23 protein-coding genes are annotated in these 21547 nt (G+C 42.3%); 18 read left to right on the forward strand and 5 right to left on the reverse strand.

Annotated elements, in window-relative coordinates; genetic code table 11:
• The first annotated feature begins 3 nt into the window (after window positions 1-3).
• The 5 genes from K1J09_RS10460 (at window position 4) to K1J09_RS10480 (ending at window position 3669) form a co-directional block, all read left to right on the forward strand.
• Window positions 4-894 (forward strand): hypothetical protein, encoded by an 891-nt coding sequence (locus K1J09_RS10460; protein ID WP_223323900.1) that lies wholly within the window; start codon window positions 4-6, stop codon window positions 892-894.
• A gap of 51 nt (window positions 895-945) precedes the next feature.
• A complete protein-coding gene (locus K1J09_RS10465; protein ID WP_223323899.1) occupies window positions 946-1980 on the forward strand; it encodes a SepM family pheromone-processing serine protease in 1035 nt (344 codons plus the stop codon).
• 197 nt (window positions 1981-2177) lie between these two features.
• On the forward strand, window positions 2178-2774 hold the full coding sequence (locus K1J09_RS10470) for a DUF3796 domain-containing protein (RefSeq protein WP_223323898.1): 597 nt from the start codon (window positions 2178-2180) through the stop codon (window positions 2772-2774).
• A 2-nt stretch (window positions 2775-2776) separates the two neighbouring features.
• Window positions 2777-3001 carry a helix-turn-helix transcriptional regulator gene (locus tag K1J09_RS10475; protein ID WP_002894155.1) on the forward strand — a complete coding sequence of 75 codons (225 nt, stop codon included), beginning with the start codon at window positions 2777-2779 and terminating at the stop codon, window positions 2999-3001.
• Window positions 3002-3117: 116 nt separating this feature from the next.
• Complete coding sequence (locus tag K1J09_RS10480; RefSeq protein ID WP_002894152.1) at window positions 3118-3669, forward strand: ATP-binding protein; 552 nt, start codon at window positions 3118-3120, stop codon at window positions 3667-3669.
• 309 nt (window positions 3670-3978) lie between these two features.
• Here the strand turns inward: K1J09_RS10480 and cadX are convergent, their stop codons facing one another.
• Together cadX and K1J09_RS10490 are read right to left on the reverse strand one after the other, a co-directional pair.
• A complete protein-coding gene (gene cadX, locus K1J09_RS10485) occupies window positions 3979-4317 on the reverse strand; it encodes a Cd(II)/Zn(II)-sensing metalloregulatory transcriptional regulator CadX (protein WP_172020999.1) in 339 nt (112 codons plus the stop codon).
• An 11-nt stretch (window positions 4318-4328) separates the two neighbouring features.
• Window positions 4329-4943: a CadD family cadmium resistance transporter gene (locus K1J09_RS10490; protein WP_317627846.1), complete on the reverse strand. Its 615-nt coding sequence runs from the start codon at window positions 4941-4943 to the stop codon at window positions 4329-4331.
• A 28-nt stretch (window positions 4944-4971) separates the two neighbouring features.
• Here K1J09_RS10490 and K1J09_RS10495 point away from each other — a divergent pair, with 28 nt between their 5' ends.
• A complete protein-coding gene (locus tag K1J09_RS10495; protein WP_223323896.1) occupies window positions 4972-5145 on the forward strand; it encodes a FanG protein in 174 nt (57 codons plus the stop codon).
• 90 nt (window positions 5146-5235) lie between these two features.
• Here the strand turns inward: K1J09_RS10495 and rpmG are convergent, their stop codons facing one another.
• Together rpmG and rpmF are read right to left on the reverse strand one after the other, a co-directional pair.
• The gene (rpmG, locus tag K1J09_RS10500; protein ID WP_001265622.1) at window positions 5236-5385 is read right to left on the reverse strand and encodes a 50S ribosomal protein L33; all 150 of its coding nucleotides are present in this window, start codon (window positions 5383-5385) and stop codon (window positions 5236-5238) included.
• Between the two features lie 15 nt (window positions 5386-5400).
• Window positions 5401-5583 carry a 50S ribosomal protein L32 gene (gene rpmF / locus K1J09_RS10505; protein ID WP_002894148.1) on the reverse strand — a complete coding sequence of 61 codons (183 nt, stop codon included), beginning with the start codon at window positions 5581-5583 and terminating at the stop codon, window positions 5401-5403.
• 289 nt (window positions 5584-5872) lie between these two features.
• Between rpmF and ilvD the strand changes: the two genes are divergently transcribed.
• The gene (gene ilvD, locus K1J09_RS10510; RefSeq protein ID WP_023917059.1) at window positions 5873-7576 is read left to right on the forward strand and encodes a dihydroxy-acid dehydratase; all 1704 of its coding nucleotides are present in this window, start codon (window positions 5873-5875) and stop codon (window positions 7574-7576) included.
• A gap of 82 nt (window positions 7577-7658) precedes the next feature.
• Here the strand turns inward: ilvD and K1J09_RS10515 are convergent, their stop codons facing one another.
• The gene (locus K1J09_RS10515; RefSeq protein ID WP_002899327.1) at window positions 7659-8000 is read right to left on the reverse strand and encodes a metal-sulfur cluster assembly factor; all 342 of its coding nucleotides are present in this window, start codon (window positions 7998-8000) and stop codon (window positions 7659-7661) included.
• A 180-nt stretch (window positions 8001-8180) separates the two neighbouring features.
• On the opposite strand from K1J09_RS10515, the gene hisS reads away from it, so the two are divergent.
• From hisS to K1J09_RS10570, 11 genes are all read left to right on the forward strand, one after another.
• Window positions 8181-9461, forward strand: coding sequence for a histidine--tRNA ligase (gene hisS / locus K1J09_RS10520; protein WP_223323895.1), 1281 nt, complete (start codon window positions 8181-8183; stop codon window positions 9459-9461).
• A gap of 167 nt (window positions 9462-9628) precedes the next feature.
• Window positions 9629-9916 carry a WXG100 family type VII secretion target gene (locus K1J09_RS10525; RefSeq protein WP_023917057.1) on the forward strand — a complete coding sequence of 96 codons (288 nt, stop codon included), beginning with the start codon at window positions 9629-9631 and terminating at the stop codon, window positions 9914-9916.
• A 232-nt stretch (window positions 9917-10148) separates the two neighbouring features.
• On the forward strand, window positions 10149-13085 hold the full coding sequence (gene esaA, locus K1J09_RS10530; protein WP_223323894.1) for a type VII secretion protein EsaA: 2937 nt from the start codon (window positions 10149-10151) through the stop codon (window positions 13083-13085).
• Between the two features lie 6 nt (window positions 13086-13091).
• On the forward strand, window positions 13092-13550 hold the full coding sequence (essA, locus tag K1J09_RS10535) for a type VII secretion protein EssA (RefSeq protein ID WP_223323893.1): 459 nt from the start codon (window positions 13092-13094) through the stop codon (window positions 13548-13550).
• Between the two features lies 1 nt (window position 13551).
• Window positions 13552-13791 (forward strand): EsaB/YukD family protein, encoded by a 240-nt coding sequence (locus K1J09_RS10540; RefSeq protein WP_002894139.1) that lies wholly within the window; start codon window positions 13552-13554, stop codon window positions 13789-13791.
• A gap of 1 nt (window position 13792) precedes the next feature.
• Window positions 13793-15052, forward strand: coding sequence for a type VII secretion protein EssB (essB, locus tag K1J09_RS10545; RefSeq protein ID WP_268699485.1), 1260 nt, complete (start codon window positions 13793-13795; stop codon window positions 15050-15052).
• A gap of 2 nt (window positions 15053-15054) precedes the next feature.
• Window positions 15055-19470, forward strand: coding sequence for a type VII secretion protein EssC (gene essC / locus K1J09_RS10550; RefSeq protein ID WP_223323891.1), 4416 nt, complete (start codon window positions 15055-15057; stop codon window positions 19468-19470).
• A 25-nt stretch (window positions 19471-19495) separates the two neighbouring features.
• A complete protein-coding gene (locus K1J09_RS10555) occupies window positions 19496-20137 on the forward strand; it encodes a hypothetical protein (protein WP_002894136.1) in 642 nt (213 codons plus the stop codon).
• A 16-nt stretch (window positions 20138-20153) separates the two neighbouring features.
• Window positions 20154-20537: a hypothetical protein gene (locus K1J09_RS10560; RefSeq protein ID WP_002894135.1), complete on the forward strand. Its 384-nt coding sequence runs from the start codon at window positions 20154-20156 to the stop codon at window positions 20535-20537.
• Window positions 20538-20555: 18 nt separating this feature from the next.
• The gene (locus tag K1J09_RS10565; protein ID WP_002894134.1) at window positions 20556-20888 is read left to right on the forward strand and encodes a hypothetical protein; all 333 of its coding nucleotides are present in this window, start codon (window positions 20556-20558) and stop codon (window positions 20886-20888) included.
• The gene (locus K1J09_RS10570) at window positions 20885-21547 is read left to right on the forward strand and encodes a hypothetical protein (protein ID WP_002894133.1); all 663 of its coding nucleotides are present in this window, start codon (window positions 20885-20887) and stop codon (window positions 21545-21547) included. Before K1J09_RS10565 ends, K1J09_RS10570 begins: the two co-directional genes overlap by 4 nt.

Below are 21547 nucleotides of genomic sequence, written 5' to 3' on the forward strand. Positions count from 1 at the left end.
ACGATGAATGATGTAAAAGTAACAAGGGTTTTCAGAGAAGCTTGGATTTTTGTTACAGAATATTATTTTGTCTGGCTGAAAGGCCTTTTGCTGGTCGGAATCCCGCTTGCAGTGCTGGGCTGGTTTCTTTTTCCGCTGGTTTCGAGTTGGTCTTACCGGTCCATTTTAGTCTTGACTTGTTTGGCATTTATAATTGCCTTCGGTTTTGCTTACGTCAATAAATTTGCCTTGACAGTGATACGAAATCCGCAGATGGTTAAGCTCTATTTTGGCTATGCAGTTTGGTACAGTATCTCAGATGGCTTGCTTACCCGCCTCTTTTATTCCTTCATTGTCAGTGCAGTCCAAGTCCTGATTCTGTACATGGGTTGGTCGGCAATTGGCATCAATCTTGGGGTGGCTAGTCTCTTTGCCTTTTATCGGAGAGCAGTAAGTCCAGAGGCCATTGTAATTTTCCAGTTTCTTTTTCCTTTCTTGTTCATGGTCTTTTACCTGCTCTTCACTTATCTGGTTGATTCGCACTTCTTTTTGCTGTCTTATATCATTCAGGATACTAGCTCAAGAGACAATCTGGCCAAGCCGCTTTCTTTTTATGGCTGTTTGAGAAAGTCAGTCCTGCTAATGAAGGAGGGCAGGGGTCGTTATGTTCTGCTCAGCTTTTTTCTAGCTTCTTTTGGTGGGATGATTGGCTTGGGTACTCATCTCCTGATGGATCTGATAAGGCAGTATATTGGTCCCTTGCTGGGGGAACTGGATGATTTACTTGGCCTGATTCAGATGATTCCTGTCCTAGTTTTCAGTAGCTTTTACTGTGTATTTGTTCTGGTTGTTCGGACAGTTTTTGCCGATACTCTGATGGAAAATGATACAGAAGTAGTGGATTTTGGTGATTAATTTAGGAAGTAGCAAGACCAGACAATACTTGATAGAAACAAGAGGAAGGGTATGAAATCAGTAACAAGAATCTTAATAACAGCTTTGGTGCTAACTGGGATAGGCTTTATTCCTCTCCCTTATGAATTAGAGACCGTGAGGCCGGCTTTGAATGCCAAAGACTTTGTCCAAGTTCAAGGAGGAACTGATAAAGGAAAAGGTAAAATCTATGTCATGGCTGTTGGTGTTTCCAAGGCCCGAGTGTTCAGTCTCTTTTTGACTCTGCTGCCTAATTACAGGCTGGAAACAGAGTATGTCTCTGTTCCTGAAAACTATTTCGATAAGGAAAAGGGACGGGAAGAGCGAGAGAACAGCACTATGGGATCTTCCCATCTCAATGCCTTGCAGGTGGCTTATCAGGCTGCTGGTCGTACAGTTGAGATTAGGCATAAAGAGATTTACGTAGGTGGCATCAGCAGCGAGACGCCTCTGTCAAAGGAGTTACAGCGAGGCGATGTGATTTTAAAGATTGACAATCAGACTTACACTAGCCCATACGACATCGTTGATCAGATGGAACAGCGGACAGTCGGCGATGTGGTATCAATTGAGTACAGCCGTAATCGTGTAATCGGTTTGGCTAGCGGTCCTGTGATTGTGGATGAGACAACTGGTAAGCCTGGTTTGGGAATCGAATTGGGTTCTAAAGCCAGTGTTGCCATGAATCCTCTGACAGAGTTTAAGAGCAACGGTGTAGCAGGTCCCTCTGGTGGACTCATGTTCAGTCTGGAGCTTTACAACCAGCTCGTGTCTGAAGACATTACCAAAGGAAAAACGATTGCTGGTACTGGAACGATTGACCACAAGGGAAATGTTGGCCGGATTGGCGGGATAGAGATGAAAGTCATGGCTGCCGATAAGGCAGGCGCGGAGATTTTCTTTGTTCCTGATGACACCATTGACGCCGATATTGCCCAGTACAATCCCAAGCTGCGCTCTAATTACCATGAGGCACTTCGTGCTTCTATCAAAATCAAGAGTAAAATGAAAATCGTCCCTGTCAAAACCTTCAACGAAGCTTTGAACTATCTCAGAGAGATGGAATAAGGGACTTTGCTACTCTATGAATAGTCAATAAAAACACAAGCCCTTGCTGGTTATTTATCTGGCGAGGGCTTTTATTATAGAATTTTTTCAAAAAATCGACACCTTAGCACATAAATACTTGATTTCTAAATCGCTGTGTGATATATTTATAACATAAAGGGTGTTAAATATTTCTAACACTAGGAAAGGAGTCTATCATGAAAAAAAGTCAAAAAACGGGTGGCCTCATTGCGATGATTGCCGCAGCTCTCTTTATTGATTTTACTGTTTTATTTGGTTCTAATCTTAGTTGGGGATCCAAGTTAGTTATTGTTGGTCTGTCAGGGATAGGTCAGATTGTAGCTATTTGGGGCTGGCTGCACATGAAACCATGGCCTCATAAGAGTCAGAAAGGTAAGGGAAAGACTATTTTTGACTTGTCTGCTAAGCTGTACACGATGCTTTTGTTTGCAGCAACCATTTTTTATACAGTAGGAATTTGGGTTGCGACCCCAAGCGAAAGATCTGGCATTAAAGAATGGATTTTGGGAGTTGGCCTCGTTATTGAAGTGATTGTATTTGGTTTTTTCTCTTTGAAAAATGTCAAGGAAACTCCAGACGAACGCTTCTATGCTAATTTAGCTAAGGCAGCTAGCTTGATGTTTGTTTTTATACTAGGCACACTGATAATCCTAGCAGTTATCATTGGGTACATGGGTTCTCTCACTCTTTACATGGGACAGATCTTTATTAGCATAGCTGCCTTGATTTGCATCTTTGCGGTTGTCTATCTTATCTTAGAACGGAGAGGATAACCATGGCCAAAGAAAGCAAGATTATCACTAATCTCAAATCCGTTCGTGAGTCTATGGGTATGACCCAGCAGGAGCTAGCCGACCGCATTGGCATGAGGCGAGAGACAATTCTGCACTTGGAAAATAACCGTTACAATCCTTCGCTGGAAATGGCTCTCAAAATTGCTCAAGTCTTCAATCTGAAAGTAGAAGACCTCTTTGAACTCAGACAGAAAGAGGAGGCATAATTCTTTTCGAGACCTGCTAGTGACATAAACCAGAATACTCTAGGCAGTTTGCTGCTTAGAGTATTCAATTTGTATATGAATCATCGTTTTTATCTTTTTCCAAAAAATGCTATAATATGAGCAAGTATGTAGAGTATAGAGGTATTAGGTTGGAAAATTGTGTTTATATCATTTCGGGTCCTCCAGGTGTTGGAAAAAGCAGTGTCAGTAAAGAATTAGCCTATTCTTTTGACAAGAGTGCTGTGATAGAAGGCGACATGATTTATTTAATGGTTAAAAGCGGCTTAGTAGCACCTTGGGAAGACGATGGCTACTACATGGATTTATTCTGGGACAATATCATTAGTCTTACCAGCAATTTACTTAATAGAAGCATGACTATCATCATAGACTATGTCATATTCGAGGAACAAATCAAAAAAATTACAGATTTTTTAAAGGCCAGACAAACAAGATTAAAATACTGTGTATTGCTGGCAGAAGAAGAAAAGCTTAAAGAAAGGGACCTATCCAGAAATGAAATAGAAAGAACGGGTGACTTATCAATCAAATCTAGAAAAGAGTTTCTAGCTAAAAATATTACTCAGGAGCATTTCCTTTATACGGATCAGTTAGATATCAGAGAAACTGTGAATCTCATAAAAACAGAAGATCGATTTTTTGTTTAAGAACGAATAAAAGAAAAAAAGCCTTTGAAATACTGATTTCAAAGGCTTTTCTTTATCTCAATTATTTCACTTCTATCTACAGTTTCTAAATCTCTAAATATAATAGAGCTGAAGCAGTGGTAAAACAAATCATCAACAAACTTGGTAATATCTTAGAAAATAATTTCTTTATAGTCCAAGTCGCTTTGCTTTAAATTATACTTTTTTCTTAAACATTTGATACGAGCAGGTATTTCTTGTGAGTAATTTTCATCAAAAAATTTCATATATAATCTCCCTATAATCATGGAAAAGTAGTAAAAATAGTTGTTATCCTAGTTGATTAAAAAAATCTCTGATTTCCTCATCTTTTATAAAATAATATATAATTTTCCCCTCTCTTCTAGTGTCCAAGATGTTTTGATTGGCTAGTTTACGAAGATGGTGGGAGGCAGATGCCATACTGAGATTTAGTAAATAGGCTATATCACAGACACAGAGTTCTTCAACAGCAAGGAGATAAAAGATGATATTTATCTGTTTATTATCGGTAAATTTTGATAAAATGCGAAGTGATTTTTGGACTTTTTCCTTTTCAAGGTAGTTCGTTGCGGTTGTAACATTTTGTTGATTTATAACATCCACTTGACAGATACTATCTTTTTTCATAATTTTTTCTCCTAGCCTAACACAGCCCATAGCATGTCAAAGCTGTTGTTTTCAATCAGGATATACATCCCCAATCCTAAATAGACAACGGCAATAAACCATCTGCTATATTTTTCCAAAGTTTCTCCAACAGAAGGGACTTGTGCTAATTTTTGGGCTGAAAAAACCAAGAGATAAATCATGACTAGAAAAGTAAGTAAAGTCACTATCATATTCGCTAAATTTAAGGTGGTAAAATATGGGACAAAGACACCAATATTGTCAGCGCCACAACTTGCAAAAGTAATCATAGCGACTAGAAAAATCAGGTTTTTATTGTCTTTTCGCAAACCATCTTTTGCAATAGCTTCTCCATCAGAATCTCCTAAAAGCAAAACTTTGAGGCCTAGGAAAATTGGAATCAAACCGAGTAAACCTAAAATCTCTTTACTAGGAATATAATTTAAGACAAATGCAAAAAGCAAACTTAGGAATATTAGACTAACAGAGCCTAGAAATTGTCCTAAATAGATGTTAATGATGTCCTTTCTGCTTTTTCTTTTGGCAAAAAATAACATTAGGATAATAAGTAAGTCTACGGCTGTCCCAGAATACAGGATTATTGAAGTAACAATATTTTGAACCATAAAACACCTCATTCAAATATATTTTTGAATGTATTTTAACATTAAACTTTGTAGATGTCAACTTCAGCTCCATCAAAATATAGATAAGAAGGTAATGTACCAAATATTAAAAAGCCCTGCCATCGAAATTATAGCAGGGCTTAACTTCAATATCCAGATGATATATTTATCTAAAAAAGGTAGAGAAAAAGGTAGAGTTTGAATTGAAATACAGTGCAATATATCGCATTTGGCAAAAAGAAAAAACGCTTGAAATCAGCGTTTTTCTTCTGTATTGATTCGTATTGAATGCTTACTTCACTTCTGTAAACACAACGTGCTTGCGAAGTTTTGGTGAGTATTTCTTCAATTGAAGACGGTCTGGTGTGTTGCGTTTGTTTTTAGAAGTAAGGTACAAGCGTTCACCAGATTCTTTGTGTTCAAGTGTAATATTTACGCGCATGGTAGCTCCCTTCTATTATTCTGCTGCAGCAGCTTTGGCGATCTTACGGCCCTTGTAGTATCCTTTAAGGGATACACGGTGAGAGCGTGAGTAGTCACCAGTAGTTTCGTCAAAAGTTACAGTTGGAGCTGTCACTTTGTAGTGAGTGCGGCGTTTGTTTTTCTTCGCTTTAGAAGTGCGACGTGCAGGTACTGCCATTGTTTGTTTCTCCTTTTAGTTTATGAATTCGATTGAATTTGATGATTTTCATCAACTTTAACAGTATAACAAAACTTTTTTGTAAAGTAAAGTTACTTGACAGATTTTTTTCTTCTTTTTGAAAAACCCCTGAGCTTCTAGTTGTCTTCTTTTTGCTTGATAGGAAAAAGTTTCAAATCCGCCTCTATATTTTCCCAATCTTCTGAAAATTTAAAAATTTTCCTCTGTAAAATACAGTCTAAGTGTGGTATAATAAAGCACAAAGATTACAGCAATGAAAGGGAAAGATATGACAGATAAGGACATTCGTCACAGAAGTAAGATTTATGACAGTATGGTTAAATCTCCTAACCGTGCCATGCTTCGAGCGACGGGGATGACTGATAAAGATTTTGAAACGCCTATTGTTGGGGTGATTTCCACTTGGGCGGAAAATACACCTTGTAACATCCATTTGCATGATTTAGGCAAGCTAGCCAAGGAAGGCATCAAAGCAGAGGGTGCTTGGCCAGTTCAGTACGGAACTATTACGGTTGCGGATGGGATTGCCATGGGGACGCCAGGGATGCGCTTCTCTCTGACCTCACGCGATATCATCGCAGACTCCATCGAGGCTGCCATGGGCGGGCATAATGTAGATGCTTTTGTAGCTATCGGGGGCTGTGATAAAAATATGCCTGGCTCCATGATTGCTATTGCTAACATGGATATTCCTGCTGTCTTTGCCTACGGCGGAACGATTGCACCGGGGAATCTGGACGGCAAGGACATTGACTTGGTTTCTGTCTTTGAAGGAATCGGAAAATGGAATCATGGCGATTTGACAGCTGAGGAAGTGCGCCGCATTGAGTGTAATGCCTGTCCTGGCCCTGGTGGCTGTGGCGGTATGTACACGGCCAATACTATGGCGACGGCTATTGAAGTTCTGGGCATGAGTCTACCAGGATCGTCTTCTCACCCTGCTGAGTCCAAGGACAAGCAAGAGGATATCGAAGCAGCTGGCCGTGCCGTTGTAAAAATGCTGAAAATGGGGCTGAAGCCGTCTGATATTTTGACACGTGAAGCCTTTGAAGATGCAATCACAGTGACTATGGCTCTGGGTGGTTCTACAAATGCTACTCTGCACTTGCTAGCCATGGCTCATGCGGCCAATGTTGAGCTGACGCTAGATGACTTTAATGTCATTCAAGAGAAGGTGCCACATTTGGCTGATTTGAAACCATCCGGTCAGTATGTCTTCCAAGACCTTTACGAGGTTGGTGGAGTACCGGCTGTGATGAAATATCTCTTGGCGAACGGCTTCCTGCATGGTGATCGCATCACTTGTACAGGTAAGACGGTGGCAGAGAATCTAGCAGAATTTGCTGATCTGACACCAGGTCAAAAGGTCATTATGCCGCTTGAAAATCCAAAACGTGCAGACGGTCCGCTCATTATCTTGCATGGTAATCTAGCTCCAGATGGCGCTGTTGCTAAGGTTTCTGGTGTTAAAGTACGCCGTCACGTCGGACCGGCCAAGGTCTTTGACTCAGAAGAAGCTGCTATTGATGCGGTACTGGCCGATGAAGTAGTAGATGGCGATGTGGTTGTAGTTCGCTACGTTGGACCAAAGGGTGGTCCTGGTATGCCAGAAATGCTTTCACTTTCTTCTATCATCGTAGGGAAAGGCCAAGGGGACAAGGTGGCCCTTCTAACTGATGGTCGCTTCTCAGGCGGTACTTACGGCTTGGTTGTCGGACACATTGCTCCAGAAGCTCAGGATGGTGGGCCGATTGCCTATCTTCGTACAGGCGATATGGTCACGGTTGACCAAGACACCAAGGAAATTTCCATGGCGGTCTCTGACGAAGAGTTGGCGAAACGCAAGGCAGAAACGACTATTCCACCACTTTATAGTCGCGGGGTACTTGGTAAATATGCTCACATGGTATCGTCTGCCGCTAAAGGTGCTGTTACTGACTTCTGGAAACCAGAAGAAACAGGTAAGAAATAGCCTATATATGACAAAAGAACCCGCTAGTTTTTCTAGCGGGTTTGGTGTTTTTATTTTAAATGTAGATAAACTAAGTTCCTTCTTATCTAGGACTGATTCCCAGAGCAATGCGGCCGAAACGGCTGATACGGGTGATTTTCCAAGCAGGAGACCAAGTAACTTCGACAGAGGCACTTTCAATCTCATCTATTTTTTTAAGAGAGTCCATAATGGCGATGGGCAGGCTCTCAGCACAGTCACAGGCTGTATCGGTAAAGGTCATGACAACCTTGCAGTGGCCATTTTCGTCTAAGTTAATTTCATAAATCAACCCTAAGTTATAGACATCCAGCTCTACATCCGGATCGTAAATACGCTCGAGCTTCTCCACCAATTTATCCTGAATTGCAGCTGCTCGATCATTGATTTTGATATCGTCTCTCATGGCTATCCCCTTCTATCTGACTTGAATTGTTTTTATTTTCTCACAATTCAGACTTTTTTTCAAGCTATTTTGGAACATGAAAACGGATTTAGTTCTTCCAAATGAAAAATCCCTTTCGGGCTCCTCAAAATGGCGGACTTATGATAGAATATAAGTACTAAAGAAGGCGGAGGTCAGAAGATGAAATTACAAAAACCTAAAGGAACTCAGGACATTCTTCCTCAGGAATCAGCCAAGTGGCAGTATGTAGAAGACTTTGCCCGCAAGACATTTAGAAAATACAATTACGGTGAAATCCGCACGCCAATTTTTGAGCACTATGAGGTCATCAGCCGCTCGGTCGGGGATACGACAGACATTGTGACCAAGGAAATGTATGACTTCTATGATAAGGGCGACCGCCATATCACGCTGCGTCCAGAGGGGACAGCACCCGTGGTGCGTTCTTATGTAGAGAACAAGCTTTTTGCTCCTGAAGTGCAAAAGCCTGTCAAAGTCTATTATATGGGCTCCATGTTCCGCTATGAGCGACCTCAGGCTGGCCGTCTGCGGGAGTTTCACCAGATTGGTGCAGAGTGCTTTGGATCTAGCAATCCTGCTACAGATGTAGAAATGATTGCCATGGCGGCTCAATTTTTCAAGGATATTGGTATTACCAATGTCAGCTTGGAGCTTAACTCGCTGGGGAATCCTGAGAGCAGAGCTGCTTACCGTCAGGCCTTGATTGATTATCTGACTCCACTGAAGGCTAGCCTTTCAGCAGATAGCCAACGTCGCTTGGAGGAGAATCCGCTGCGCGTGTTGGATTCTAAAGAGCCCGAGGACAAGGTGGCTGTAGAAGGTGCTCCGTCTATTCTGGACTATCTGGATGAGGAGAGCAGTACCTACTTTGTGGCTGTTCGTTCTATGCTAGAGACCTTACAGATTCCTTATGTCATCAATACCAACATGGTCCGTGGCTTGGACTACTATAATCACACAATTTTCGAGTTTACGACAGAGGTGGCTGGCAGTCAGCTGACCATTTGTGCTGGTGGCCGTTATGATGGGCTGGTTGCTTACTTTGGCGGACCTGAAACGCCAGGTGTTGGCTTTGGTATGGGCTTAGAACGCCTACTTCTCGTACTTGACAAGCAGGGAGTAGAGCTGCCGATTGAAACTGCTCTGGATGTTTATGTAGCTGTTTTAGGAACTGGTGCCAATGGCAGAGCTTTGGAGTTAGTGCAGGCTCTCCGCGCACAAGGATTTGCGGCAGAAAGGGATTATCTAGACCGCAAGCTCAAGGCTCAGTTCAAATCCGCGGATATCTTTAAAGCCAAAACTCTTATCACCTTGGGTGAAAGCGAAGTGGAGAGCGGTCAGGTGACTGTAAAGAACAATCATAATCGTGAGGAGATTACTGTTAGCCTAGACCAAATCCAAGAAAACTATCAGCTTATTTTTGAGAAATTGGGTTTTTAAAGGCTTGAATCTAACAGTCAGAAACGCTATAGTATCGGACGTTTGAACGAACTTAGTTGACAATGTGTCAATATATTTTCTTAAAAAATATCTTTAAAAACTTGAAACATAAAGTGATTATTGATATAATGTACCCGTTATATAAATTTGCTAAAGGAGAAACAACTATGGCACAAATTAAATTAACTCCAGAAGAACTTCGTACATCTGCAAACAGATACACTGAAGGTTCTGAAAATGTAACTCAAGTTTTGACTACATTGACTAATGAACAAGCAATTATTGCTGATAACTGGGATGGTTCTGCATTTGATAGCTTTGAAGCACAATTCAACGAATTGTCTCCAAAAATCAAAGAATTTGCACAATTGCTCCAAGATATCAATGCACAGTTGGTTAAAGTTGCTGACATCGTTGAGCAAACTGACCAAGATATCGCTGCACAAATTCACTAATTTTGTTATAACGGCTTTAGGAAGGCAAGAGCCTTCCTATTTTTGTAAAGATTAAAAATGAAAAAGGCAGTTTCTTTCATATTTGATAAGAAAATCACTGCAATGTAAAGGCAAGCTCTGACAATCTGAATCAACATCTGAATTAGACTGTTAGAGCTGTTTGTGTCTTTCTGTGTGCTTTTTTATGTAACAGTAAACTAAAAAATTTAAAAAGAAAAAGAAATTTACATCCATGGGAAATAAAAAATTACTTAAGTATATAGGAAACGTTGTTTTAGTGATTGCCTTGCTGGCTGCAGTAGTGACGCTGAATGTCGCAGTGCAGAAGAATACAAGCAGCGCTAGAGACAGCAAAATCAAAACAGATCAAAAGACTAAGCTGAATGTCGCGGTCGTCAATGAAGATCGGGCTGTTAAGGTTGACAAAAAAGAGTATAATCTTGGAGCTAGCTATGTCAAAAATCTAGAACGGGATGACTCTCAAAACTGGTACATCGTGACGCGTGGAGCTGCAGATGCTGGCCTGGAAAGTGGGAAATACCAGCTGGTCGTGACGATTCCAAGTGACTTTTCGGAAAAAGTGCTAGATGTCAATGCTATCAGTGCAGATCGGACAATCGTCACTTATAAAGTTAACGCTGCAGGAAATCAGCAGATTGAAAATGAGGCCAATAGTCTGGCTAAGGATATTATCGCAGATCTGAATAGTCAGTTGGTTGATATGTATATGGCAAGCATCTTGAGCAATCTGTACACAGCTCAGCAAAATGTGCAGGCTAGTTCAGAGGTGCAAATTACCAATATTGGCAATTATCGAACCAACTTGTTGGAGTCTGCCATTGGCTCTAAGAATATCTTCCCAACGTTGGTTAGTATGTCTGCCTCATCTGTCGAAGCCAATAACTCTCTGAAGACGACTCTGGAAACTTATGCTAAGGCTTTTGATGACTTGGATAACTCTCAGGCCACTTATGGGAAGAATTTTGATAGTCTTCTCAAACAGCGAGTTAGTGACCAAACTAGTTATGAAGAATTTATGACCCAGCTGATTGAGATGGATCGTCAGCTTTTGGCAAATGAAACTGAGACGCTTTATAATAGTTTGAGCGAATCGCAACAAAAATTGACTGCACAGCTTGAACTTGCCAAAAAACAATCTAGTGATGATTCAGACGATAATAATAATCAGCCAAATCAAAATCAATCTGATAATGTCAGCAAGCAACTAGAGCAGTTGGAAGCTGCCTTAAAAGCAGAACGTGGGCAATTAGATGTCCATAAACAACAGATTAAGGACTTTGTTGATAATAAATTAAGGACCTACTATGGTGTTGAAGAAGGCAAGCCTATTACTCTTAGCGCAGTGTTAGGAGATGCTATAACAAGCTACGATGCTTCTTTGAAGGCACAAATAGCTGAAGCAGTAAAAGCTTTGCCAGCTTCTCAACCAACAGAGGTGAAATTCGGATTGTCTGTTCCTGCTCTTGACTATTCAACCATTTCGCAATTTGGAACACCACAAGGAAATGGAAGTGCTGAGTTAGACAATCTGGCAGCAGCTGCAGAGAAAGCGGCTAGCTCTACAACCGGCCCAGTTAATAGCCAGGTTGGAAAGGCTACTTTGTCAGTCACTCCACCAACAGGTGTAACAATTAAAACTATTACATACAATGGCGAAACAGTAACAAATGGGCAAGAAATTAATTTGGCTGAAGGCGCTAATTTTAATGTGCAGTTCAATGTAGCTAATGATGCTGCAGCCACTTCAGTTGAAAGCTCAATTGATATTTCTCTGAATGGTATTAAGGTTGCAAGTGCGCCAGTGAATGTAGAGGATGCACAAAAAGCGGCAGCGGCGTATGGAGCTAAAGTACAAGAGATTTCTTCTGCCTACCAACACGTTATGTCTTTAATCCAAGCTTATAATTCTTTTGATGAGTTAAAAAATAAAGATATGTCCGAATCTTTATCTACCCTTTTGATAAATGCTATTAATTCGAATCTAGATAGTTATCAAAATAGCTTGTCTAAAAGTAACGATGGTAAGAGTCAAGGGGTTAAAGAAACCTTGGATGAAACGATTAGTAACTTGAAAAACAAGATTGAAGACGTCAAAGGGACCAATTCAGAACTCGCAACTGAGATTGATAAACAGCTCAATCTTTACAAAGATGTACGAGAGAAATTGAAAGGCATCTCAACTTCTCGGGAAACCTCTACGGATGCATTGAAAAAGACAGACACCGATTTGTCATCTCTGAATTCAGAATTCTCATCCTTGCTGTCTTCGACTTCTGGTGTTAAGTCCTCTTCACAGACCAATGTGCAGGCAGCTGATAGTGTCAACCAGATCTTCAGCAGTTTCAATCGTGAGCTGGAAAATGCGCAAGGAACGACAGAGAAACTGTCTGCGAATGCTGAAAGCTTGATGGGGCAATTCAATAAGGAATTGGAAGATAATGGCAACTTTGTGGAGTCCTTTGTCAAGGTTCTTAATAATGCCTATGAGAACGGCGTTCCTAATGAAGTGTTATTGGACTTCCTGTCTAATCCGGTTGCTCAGTCTTCTTCATCTGTCAAAGCGACTGTCAATGTTTACCGTCCATTTACTTGGATTCTCTTGTTGGAGGTTGTTAGTCTCTTTACGGCCTATCTCTTTGCAACGCAAAATATTGTGCGCAAGGTTAAAGACCGCTTTAAGCTTAATAAACTACAAGATACAGATATTACGACTGTGGGCATTCTAGGCTTCCTGTCACTGACGATTGGTCTGGTCATTGGGATTGTCTCCAGTATGCAGCTTCACATCGGCAAGGAATATGTTCCATCTTGGGTCTTGTTGATTGTTGTTGCTAGCTTTGTCTTGATTCAGGGGCAGTATTTGTTCCTCAAGCATCTGCGCGTGATGGGTATGGGATTAGCTTTCTTCATGATTATCAGCTTTGTCTACCTATCTAATGCTATTGGTACGACAGCTAGCTTGACTGGCTTCCCGGCCTTTATCAAGAGCTTGAATGCCTTGTCTGTGCTAGAAGGCATGCTGTCAGGTTACTTTGACGGCAAGACCGCTGGCTTCTTTGCCATCTTTGGTTTGATTGTCTTGCTGGCTCTGCTGGTTGCAGCTAATATCTTTATCAAGACTAGAACATTAAAAACTGAGGAAGTTTAAAAGAGTATGAAAAGAATTCTGTTTTTATTCCTACTCCTAGGTTCGTTTGCGGTGATGGCTGTTGCCGCAGATGAGCTGAAGGATAATCGTCTGCAGATAGATAATTCGCGGATTGAAAAAGAGCAAGAACTGAACTTTGGTGCACAATCGGAAGGCACCAAGTCTCTTTTCGTTGCTGAAAATCAGGAAAAAATTCAGGAAATGAAGCAGTATCAAAATAAACAGTTGGCCACAGAAGCGGGACAACTGTTTTCTGCTATACAGGGGCCGACGGATATTTACCATTCCAAGGAGCTTTTTCAGCCGGGAATGGAAAAATTGTCCAAGTTGCAGACGAGTTTGAAAAGTGATGATGAAAGCAGCTGGGATGATTTTCTGCCAGGAGTAGTCTACTTTGTAGCAGCCATACTCTTGGTCAGTATGACTGTCTTTGTCAGCTATCGTATCAGTAAGGGAGAAGTATAAAATGGAAGGACATATCAATATCACCCTTCGTTTGCGGGATAAGGATGTGGATATTCGCATTCCTAAGCGGATTGAGGTCCGTCGTTTCATTCGGGAGATTGATCAGATTTTCAATATCGAAGGAAAGCGTCATAAGTATCAGCTGCGGATTATTAACAAGGGGCTGATACTGGATGAGGGCAAGGTTTTGGCTGATTATCCAGTCACAACAGGAGATTTAGTAGAGATTGAGGAGATTTAAGGTGACTGAGGAAAAATTTGTATTTGCTGAACAAGAGTTTATCTATGAAAAAAATGACAAGAATTGGAGCCTAACGCTAAAGCGTTCGGATGTGGCAACGCAGGATTTGCGGGAGCTCTTGCTTTTGGACCTGCACCATCCGCTTTTCTTGGAGCAGGAGACTAAGGCTGATCATGATAGTGTCTATTTCACCTATCAGATTGAGCCTTTGGGGCTGTCCAAGGAAGAGATTGAAAAGCGCACGATTTCTGAGCGGATTCGTCTGGCTCTCAATGTTTTTGCTCTGGAAGCGGCACTGGAATTGCCAGTTACTTTTTTGTTGCATCCTAGCAATCTCTTTATTACCAAGGATGCGCAGGCTAAGATTGCTTACCGCGGCGTTCCAGGCATCATGACACCTCAGTCTATTTCTCGGGAGGACTTTTTGCGTCAGGCTAAGTGCTTTGCAGTGACGCTTTTTGCAGATCTGGACTTTATGGAGCTTTACAAGGGTTCGCTAGAGCTAGAAACTCTGCCAGATTTCCTAGTGGAGCTGCGTGAGGCTGACAGTCTGGAAGATGCGGTTGCAGTTTTGGAGAAATCCTATCAGGAAAAGGCTGCAGAAGAAGCAGAGAAGCAGACATTGGTCTCCAAGCGGCAGCATAAGATTTTCAAACTGGCGACCATCTGGCTGACAGCAGCTGTTGTGATTTTGACCATTCCTTTGATTTATTTGATTTTCATACAGAATCCTTTCAAGGAAAAGCTGTTACAGGCGGATACTGCCTTCATTAAAGTGGACTACAGTAAAGTCATCGATGAGCTGGAAGGAATCTCTCCTAAGAGTCTGCCGAATACACAGAAATATGAACTAGCCTACTCTTATATCCAGGGCTTGGAATTTTCCGATGATCAGCGTAAGGTCATCCTGAACAATGTCACGCTAAAATCAGATGATTTGTATCTCAATTACTGGATTCAAGTTGGACGTAATGATTTTGAAGATGCTTTAGACACAGCCAAACGGATTAATGACTCAGATCTAATCATCTATGCCTTGACGCAGGAGATGAAAAAGGTGCGTGAGGACGATAGTTTGTCTGGTAAGGATCGGGAGACTAAGCTTGAGTCCTTGGAAGGCGAGTATAAGAAATACTGGGATAGCCGCAAGGAGCTTTTGACTGGTGATTCTAGCTCAAGAGCTTCTGGCGAGGAAGGTTCTTCAGGAGCAAGTTCTTCCTCCAGCAGTGAAGCGTCATCTAGCAGTAGCGCGAAGGAGTAAGTATGGGAAAGACAATCATCATCTATACAGGCCATCTGCGCTATGAGCTGCAGCTGACAGAGGACAAGAAAGTTCTCCTAGCAGCGAGTGAGAAGGCTCAGCTTTACCTGCCTCATCAGGAGACTCCTATCCAGCTTCAGCTAGCTGAAGGGAAAGTCTTTTATCAGATGGGGGAAGAAACGGGTGTTGTAACTGACGGTCTAACCTTGGGTAATCTGACCTTGTATCAATCTGATTCAGAACCGGCTGTTTATGACCTGCTGGACAGAAAAGAGTTACTCATTAGCGACCAGAAGGGCGCAGCCATCAGTCTGGAAGCGCCTTTGGAGTTGCTCTTGAAGCGAACAAATGATTCTTGGCTTTTGACCAAGATGCGAGGTCAAGTCTACCTCAATCACGTTGAGTGGACGGGAGATCAAATCCAGCTGGAAGCTGGCGACGAGCTAAGCTTGGAAGGTATTTGTCTCAAGGTCCATCCAGAAGAAATCTGGGTGACGGGTCCGGCTAAGGTCAGTTCTAACCTGACCTTGCGGGGCGCTTCTCGTCATGGTTTTTATCCAGACTATCCAGACTATCACCGCTCACCGCGAATTATCTATCGGAGCTCAGAGGACAAAATCCAGATTGCTCCGCCAAGCAAGGAGCCTCAAAAGCCTAATGATGAGCTCTTGAGACTGATTGTGCCGCCACTTCTCATGGTTGGGGTGACGGTGTTGATTACACTGGTTCAGCCGCGGGGGATTTATATCCTCGTTACAGTTACTATGTCAATCGCCAGTGCTATCTTTTCGGTGCGCGGTTTCTTCAAAAACCGCAAGAAGTTCAAGGAAGATAAGAAGGAGCGCATAGATCTTTATCACCTCTATTTAAAAGACAAGGCTATTGAGCTGAACAAGCTGGAACGTGAGCAGCGTGATGGCATGCTTTACCATTTTCCAAACATTAACGAATTAACGGGTCTGGTGACAGACTACAGCCATCGCATCTACGAGAAGACACCGCTTCACTTTGACTTTCTTTACTATCGCTTGGGGCTTGGACAGGTGCCAACCTCTTATAAGCTGACCTACGGTCAAGAGGAGCGGAGTGGAAAGAAAGATGCGCTGGAAGAGGAGGGCTATGCTCTCTACACTCGGCATAAGAAAATTCCCGACCTTCCTATTGTCGCTAATCTCAGCCATGGGCCGGTCGGCTATATCGGTCCGCGCAATCTGGTCCTAGAACAGCTCCAGCTCTTAGTCATGCAGTTAGCGGTCTTTCACTCCTACCACGATGTGCAGGTGATTACCATCATGCCAGAGGAGGAGCGCGACCAATGGGATTGGCTGCGCTGGCTGCCGCATGCGACTCTACAAGAGCTGAATGTCCGTGGCTTTGTCTATAACCAACGGACGCACGATCAGGTTCTAAACAGCCTCAACCAAATCCTGAAACTGCGCAAGGCTCAGAAGGAAGAAGCGACCCGGCAGGAGACGACACTCTACAGTCCTCACTATGTGGTATTGGTCACAGATGAAAAGCTGATTCTCGACCATATCATCATGGAGTTCTTCACAGAGGATCCGACAGACCTGGGCTGCTCACTAATTTTCGTGCAGGATGTGATGAGCTCGCTGTCTGAGAATATCAAGACGGTTGTCAATATCAAGGACCGCAACACTGGTCAGTTAGTCATGGAAGAGGGAATCCTCAGAGAAATTGATTTCCGCTTGGATCATTTCCCAGAAGGCTATGACAAGGAGCGAATCGCTCGGACCTTGGCGCCGCTCAATCACCTGCAGAATCTCAAAAGCTCGATCCCTGATACTGTGACCTTTATGGAGATGTATGGGGCAGAGACCTTCTCGGACCTGCAAGTCTTGCAAAAGTGGCAACAGAATGCGCCGTATAAGAGCTTGGCAGTGCCTATCGGCCTGCGGGGCAAGGAAGACCTGGTCTACCTCAACCTGCACGAAAAGGCTCACGGACCGCACGGGCTGATTGCCGGGACAACCGGATCAGGTAAGTCAGAGACTATCCAGTCCTATATCCTGAGTCTGGCCGTCAACTTCCACCCGCACGATGTGGCTTTTCTGCTCATCGACTACAAGGGTGGGGGAATGGCCAATCTCTTCAAGAACCTGCCCCATCTCTTGGGAACCATTACCAACTTGGACGGTGCCCAATCCATGCGGGCGTTGGCTTCCATCAATGCGGAGATTCACCGTCGGGAGCGGCTCTTCAGAGAGTTTGAAGTCAATCATATCAACCAATATCAAAAGAAATTTAAGAACGGGGAAGCAACTGAACCCCTGCCCCATCTCTTCCTCATCTCGGATGAGTTCGCAGAGCTCAAGGTCAATCAGCCTGACTTTATCAAGGAGCTGGTATCCATCGCTCGGGTCGGACGTTCCCTCGGGGTCCACTTGATCCTGGCTACTCAGAAGCCTTCTGGAGTGGTGGATGACCAAATCTGGTCCAACTCCCGCTTTAAGCTAGCACTCAAGGTGGCAGACCGGACGGACTCGATGGAAATGCTTAAGACGCCAGATGCGGCAGAGATTACCCAGACTGGCCGGGCCTATCTGCAGGTCGGCAATAATGAAGTCTATGAACTCTTTCAGTCGGCCTGGTCAGGGGCAGACTACCAGCCGGATAAGGATGAGATGGGTATTGAAGACCATACCATCTACCTGATCAACGACTTAGGCCAATACGAAGTGCTCAATCAAGACCTGTCAGGTCTTGACCTAGCAGAAGACATCAAGGAAGTACCGACAGAGCTGGAGGCTATTGTCAGCCAGATCCAATTACTGACAGAGAGCCAGCAAATCCCACCGGTACCGCAGCCATGGCTGCCGCCGCTCAAAGAGCGGATGACCCTGCAGGAGTTGGAACCTATCCAGCCGCAGGAAGCCTGGGAGCAAAAGAAGCCTGTCTCTGTCCTTCTCGGAATGGCGGATATCCCACAGGCACAGAAGCAAGAGCCGGTCTCTGTCAACCTGTCCAAGGATGGGCATATCCTGCTCTACGGAAGTCCTGGTACGGGGAAGACAACCTTCCTGCAGAGTGCTGCCATGGACTTGGCTCGCAAGTTCAGTCCCAAAGATGTCACGCTCTACCTAATGGACTTCGGGACCAATGGTCTGGCACCACTGGGTCAATTACCACAGGTAGCCGATACCCTGCTTTTGGATCAGACGGAGAAGATTGCCAAGTTTGTCCGTATCATGGAGCGGGAGCTCAACCGGCGTAAGAAACTCTTGTCGGACTACGGTGTTGGTACCTTGGAGCTCTACCGTCAGGCTAGCGGTCAGCAAGAGCCGGCGATTGTCATCCTACTGGACAGCTATGAGTCCATGAAGGAAGAAGCCTATGAAGCGGAGCTCTTCAAACTTTTGGTGCGGATCTCTCGTGAAGGTCTCAGTATCGGTGTTCACCTCCTGGTGACAGCGGGCCGTCAGTCCAACCTTCGGGCGCAGTTCTACGCCAACTTCAAGCACCAGCTGAGTCTGCCACAGAATGATGTAGGAGAAGTCCGCTCTATCGTGGGCTCTACCCCACTAGCGAAAACGATGGAAGACATCAAGGGCCGAGCGCTCATGAAGCGTGACGAGGTCGATGTTATCCAGCTGGCTCTGCCAGTAGCGGGTGCCAATGATGCGCAAGTCCTTAACAACCTGCGTCAAGAAGTCGCTTCTCTCCAAGAAGCATGGACCGGACAGCGACCAAGTGCCATTCCGATGGTACCAGAGGAGCTGACGATTGATGAATTTATGAATCTACCGACCACTAAGGAAGCCATTGAGAATCACGAGCTACCAATTGGTGTGGAATTTGAAGAAGTTCAGACGGTTAGTCTGCCGTTTAGTAAATTTAAACATCTGCTCGTGTTATCTGATAAAGATACTGCTATGACTGCTGTAACAAACCATATGATAAGAATATTGCTTCATATGTTTAACAAAGAGATGATTACCATTTTTGATTCAATTGCGGAACACAGTCAGTTTTCAGATAATGTAGGTAATTATATAGGCTATGATATGGATTGCCGTTCGACACTTGAGTCCTTGAAGGAAAGGGTTCTTATGGCTAGAAAACAACGTAGTACTTTTGAACATTTTGTTGTTATAACGGATGTCTCACAGTTTGTTTCGCAAAGTAACATTGAACCTAATGAGCTTGCTCTCCTAATAGAGGAAGGACAGAGAGTAGGACTTCATTTCATCTTTGTTACCCACAAAACATATCTTGCCAGTTATACAGACATAACTAAATACATGAAAGCTCATTTAGACACAGCTCTCATAGCTATGAAAATGAGTGATCAAAGTATCTTTACTCGCTCATCTATGGGACGAGAGGAGCCACTGTTAGATGATCAAATTTACTTCCACTATCAGAACGTGCAAGTAAAACTAAAAATTACAAAATAACCAAAGAAACGAGGAAGTGATTAAGATGTCTAAGGAACAGTATTTGCAAATAAAAAAAGAGTATAGAATCAGACTTTTTTTGATATTTTGTCTTTTTATTCTATCTTCTATTCTTTATTGTATGCTTCTATTCAGTTCTTCCAGATACGTACCGTTCTTCTCAGCCTCAATAGTGACTTTAGGATCTATAAATCAATTTCTTATTGTTCCTTTTTTGAAACAAAAAAAATCTATTGAAGAGGAGCATCCAGATTGGAAAGAATTGAGTCCAAAAGGAGTGAAGCTTCTTAGTAAAGAAGCAACCCAAAGAACACTGGCTGGCATTGGTGCAACGTTCATTTTGCTTTTGACCTTTGCTATGTTTTATAGGCCAGTTCAGCAACAAGATATTAACGTGAGAGAATTCAATGATAGGCCTAAAATAAATTTTGACTCATCGACGCCAACTACCTCAACTACTTCCTCTGAATCTTCTAGTTCAGACTCTTCTTCAACAGAGCAATCATCAACTGGAACAGAAGAAGAACAGACGAACCAATCTAACAGCGATACTGGTAGTTCATATCCTCACATATATGGTACAGATGATGAAGTCGTGAAAAAGGTTATAGATAAATCCATGCAAGACTTGAAAGAGAAACAATCAGGTGAACAATCGGGAAACTAGAAGGAGACAGAAATAAATGAGTGATGCTAGTTTGAAAGCTCAGATCGATAGTGATAAAGCTAAGCAAGATAAGTATAAGAGAGTACGAGATTCGATTCAAAATCATGGATTAGATACGGATATTGATCTTAGTGTCTATCAGTATTATATAGAATTATCTGAAAAAGCTATTTCTAAGATTGATGGGAATGAAGGATATCATTATCTATCTAATCTAAAGTCTAAATTGGAGTCGGATAAAAAAACTGTAAAAGAGTATCTTGATTTTGTGAAAGATGCCAACTCATCTTTCAAAGACTTATATGTGACATTAGGAGAGAAAATCGCAGATTTAGAAAAATCTATCAGCCGTAACAAAGCTGCTTATAATAAAGGAAAACTAATTTGGGAACAACTTTAGTGGTAAGAGGAGAAGCTTATGGATACAAATATAAATGCTATTGATAATAGCTATACTAGTAATGTGGTTACATATGATGATAGTCAGATAGAAACTGTAATAAGTGAATTAAATGAAATCAAAAGTCTTCTTTCAGATATTGATGCCGAACTATCTGGCCTTGAAGCAAATGAGACAGAATGGAAAGGTGAAAGTAAAAATCAATACTTGGACTTGAAAAGGTTTGTTAAATTATATCGGACTGATTATGGAAAGAGTATAAAAGAACTTCAAACAGCTGTATCAGGTCTTAAAAAATTGCTTGGTTCTATATCTAGTTCTCATGTAATAAAGGAGATTGATAACGCATGATATTTACGTTAGAAGCTTTATATACGTTACATTTATTTAATGATTATTCGGATGATTTAATATTTCTTCCGCTTCCGGCTCCAGCTGAATGGACAGGAACCCGAAAAGAAAATCTTTTATGGGTTTTGGAGAAGGGCTTTGAAGATTTAAAGGAGCTTGGGCTTATAGTTGACAATCAGCCAACAGAGGAATGCGCGATGTATGGAGCTTATTTGAAAGAGTATCATAAAGCATCTTATCACTGTCAAGTTGATCAACGGTTTTTCTATGCTCCAGGGGTTGATCAGTTCAAGAGAATGGCAGTTATCATTATAGAAATTGGTGAAAATCAATTTCAAATTGATCGTGCGGGATGTGCAGTTTTTCTAGCATTTTTGATGGAAAGTCATAACGTTTTACAAAATATTGATGACACCGTGAAAGATTATATCCACTCTCAATGGGAAGAAGAAGCTTTCATGAGCTTGGTGCTTCATCACGGAAATGATGAAGCTATTCGAATTCGAGTTAACGAATTGTCAAAAGACACACAGGATATCATCTATTTAAAAAACGATAACCATCTTTATGAATATGATTTCTATAGGCAAATCCGGCGGTCAATTGACAGTGATCAACTGAAAGAGCAAATTATAAAAAAATTGAAAGTGAGTCTGTAA

Origin of the sequence: Streptococcus sanguinis (genome assembly GCF_019928825.1) — a bacterium.
Classification (GTDB): domain Bacteria; phylum Bacillota; class Bacilli; order Lactobacillales; family Streptococcaceae; genus Streptococcus; species Streptococcus sanguinis_L.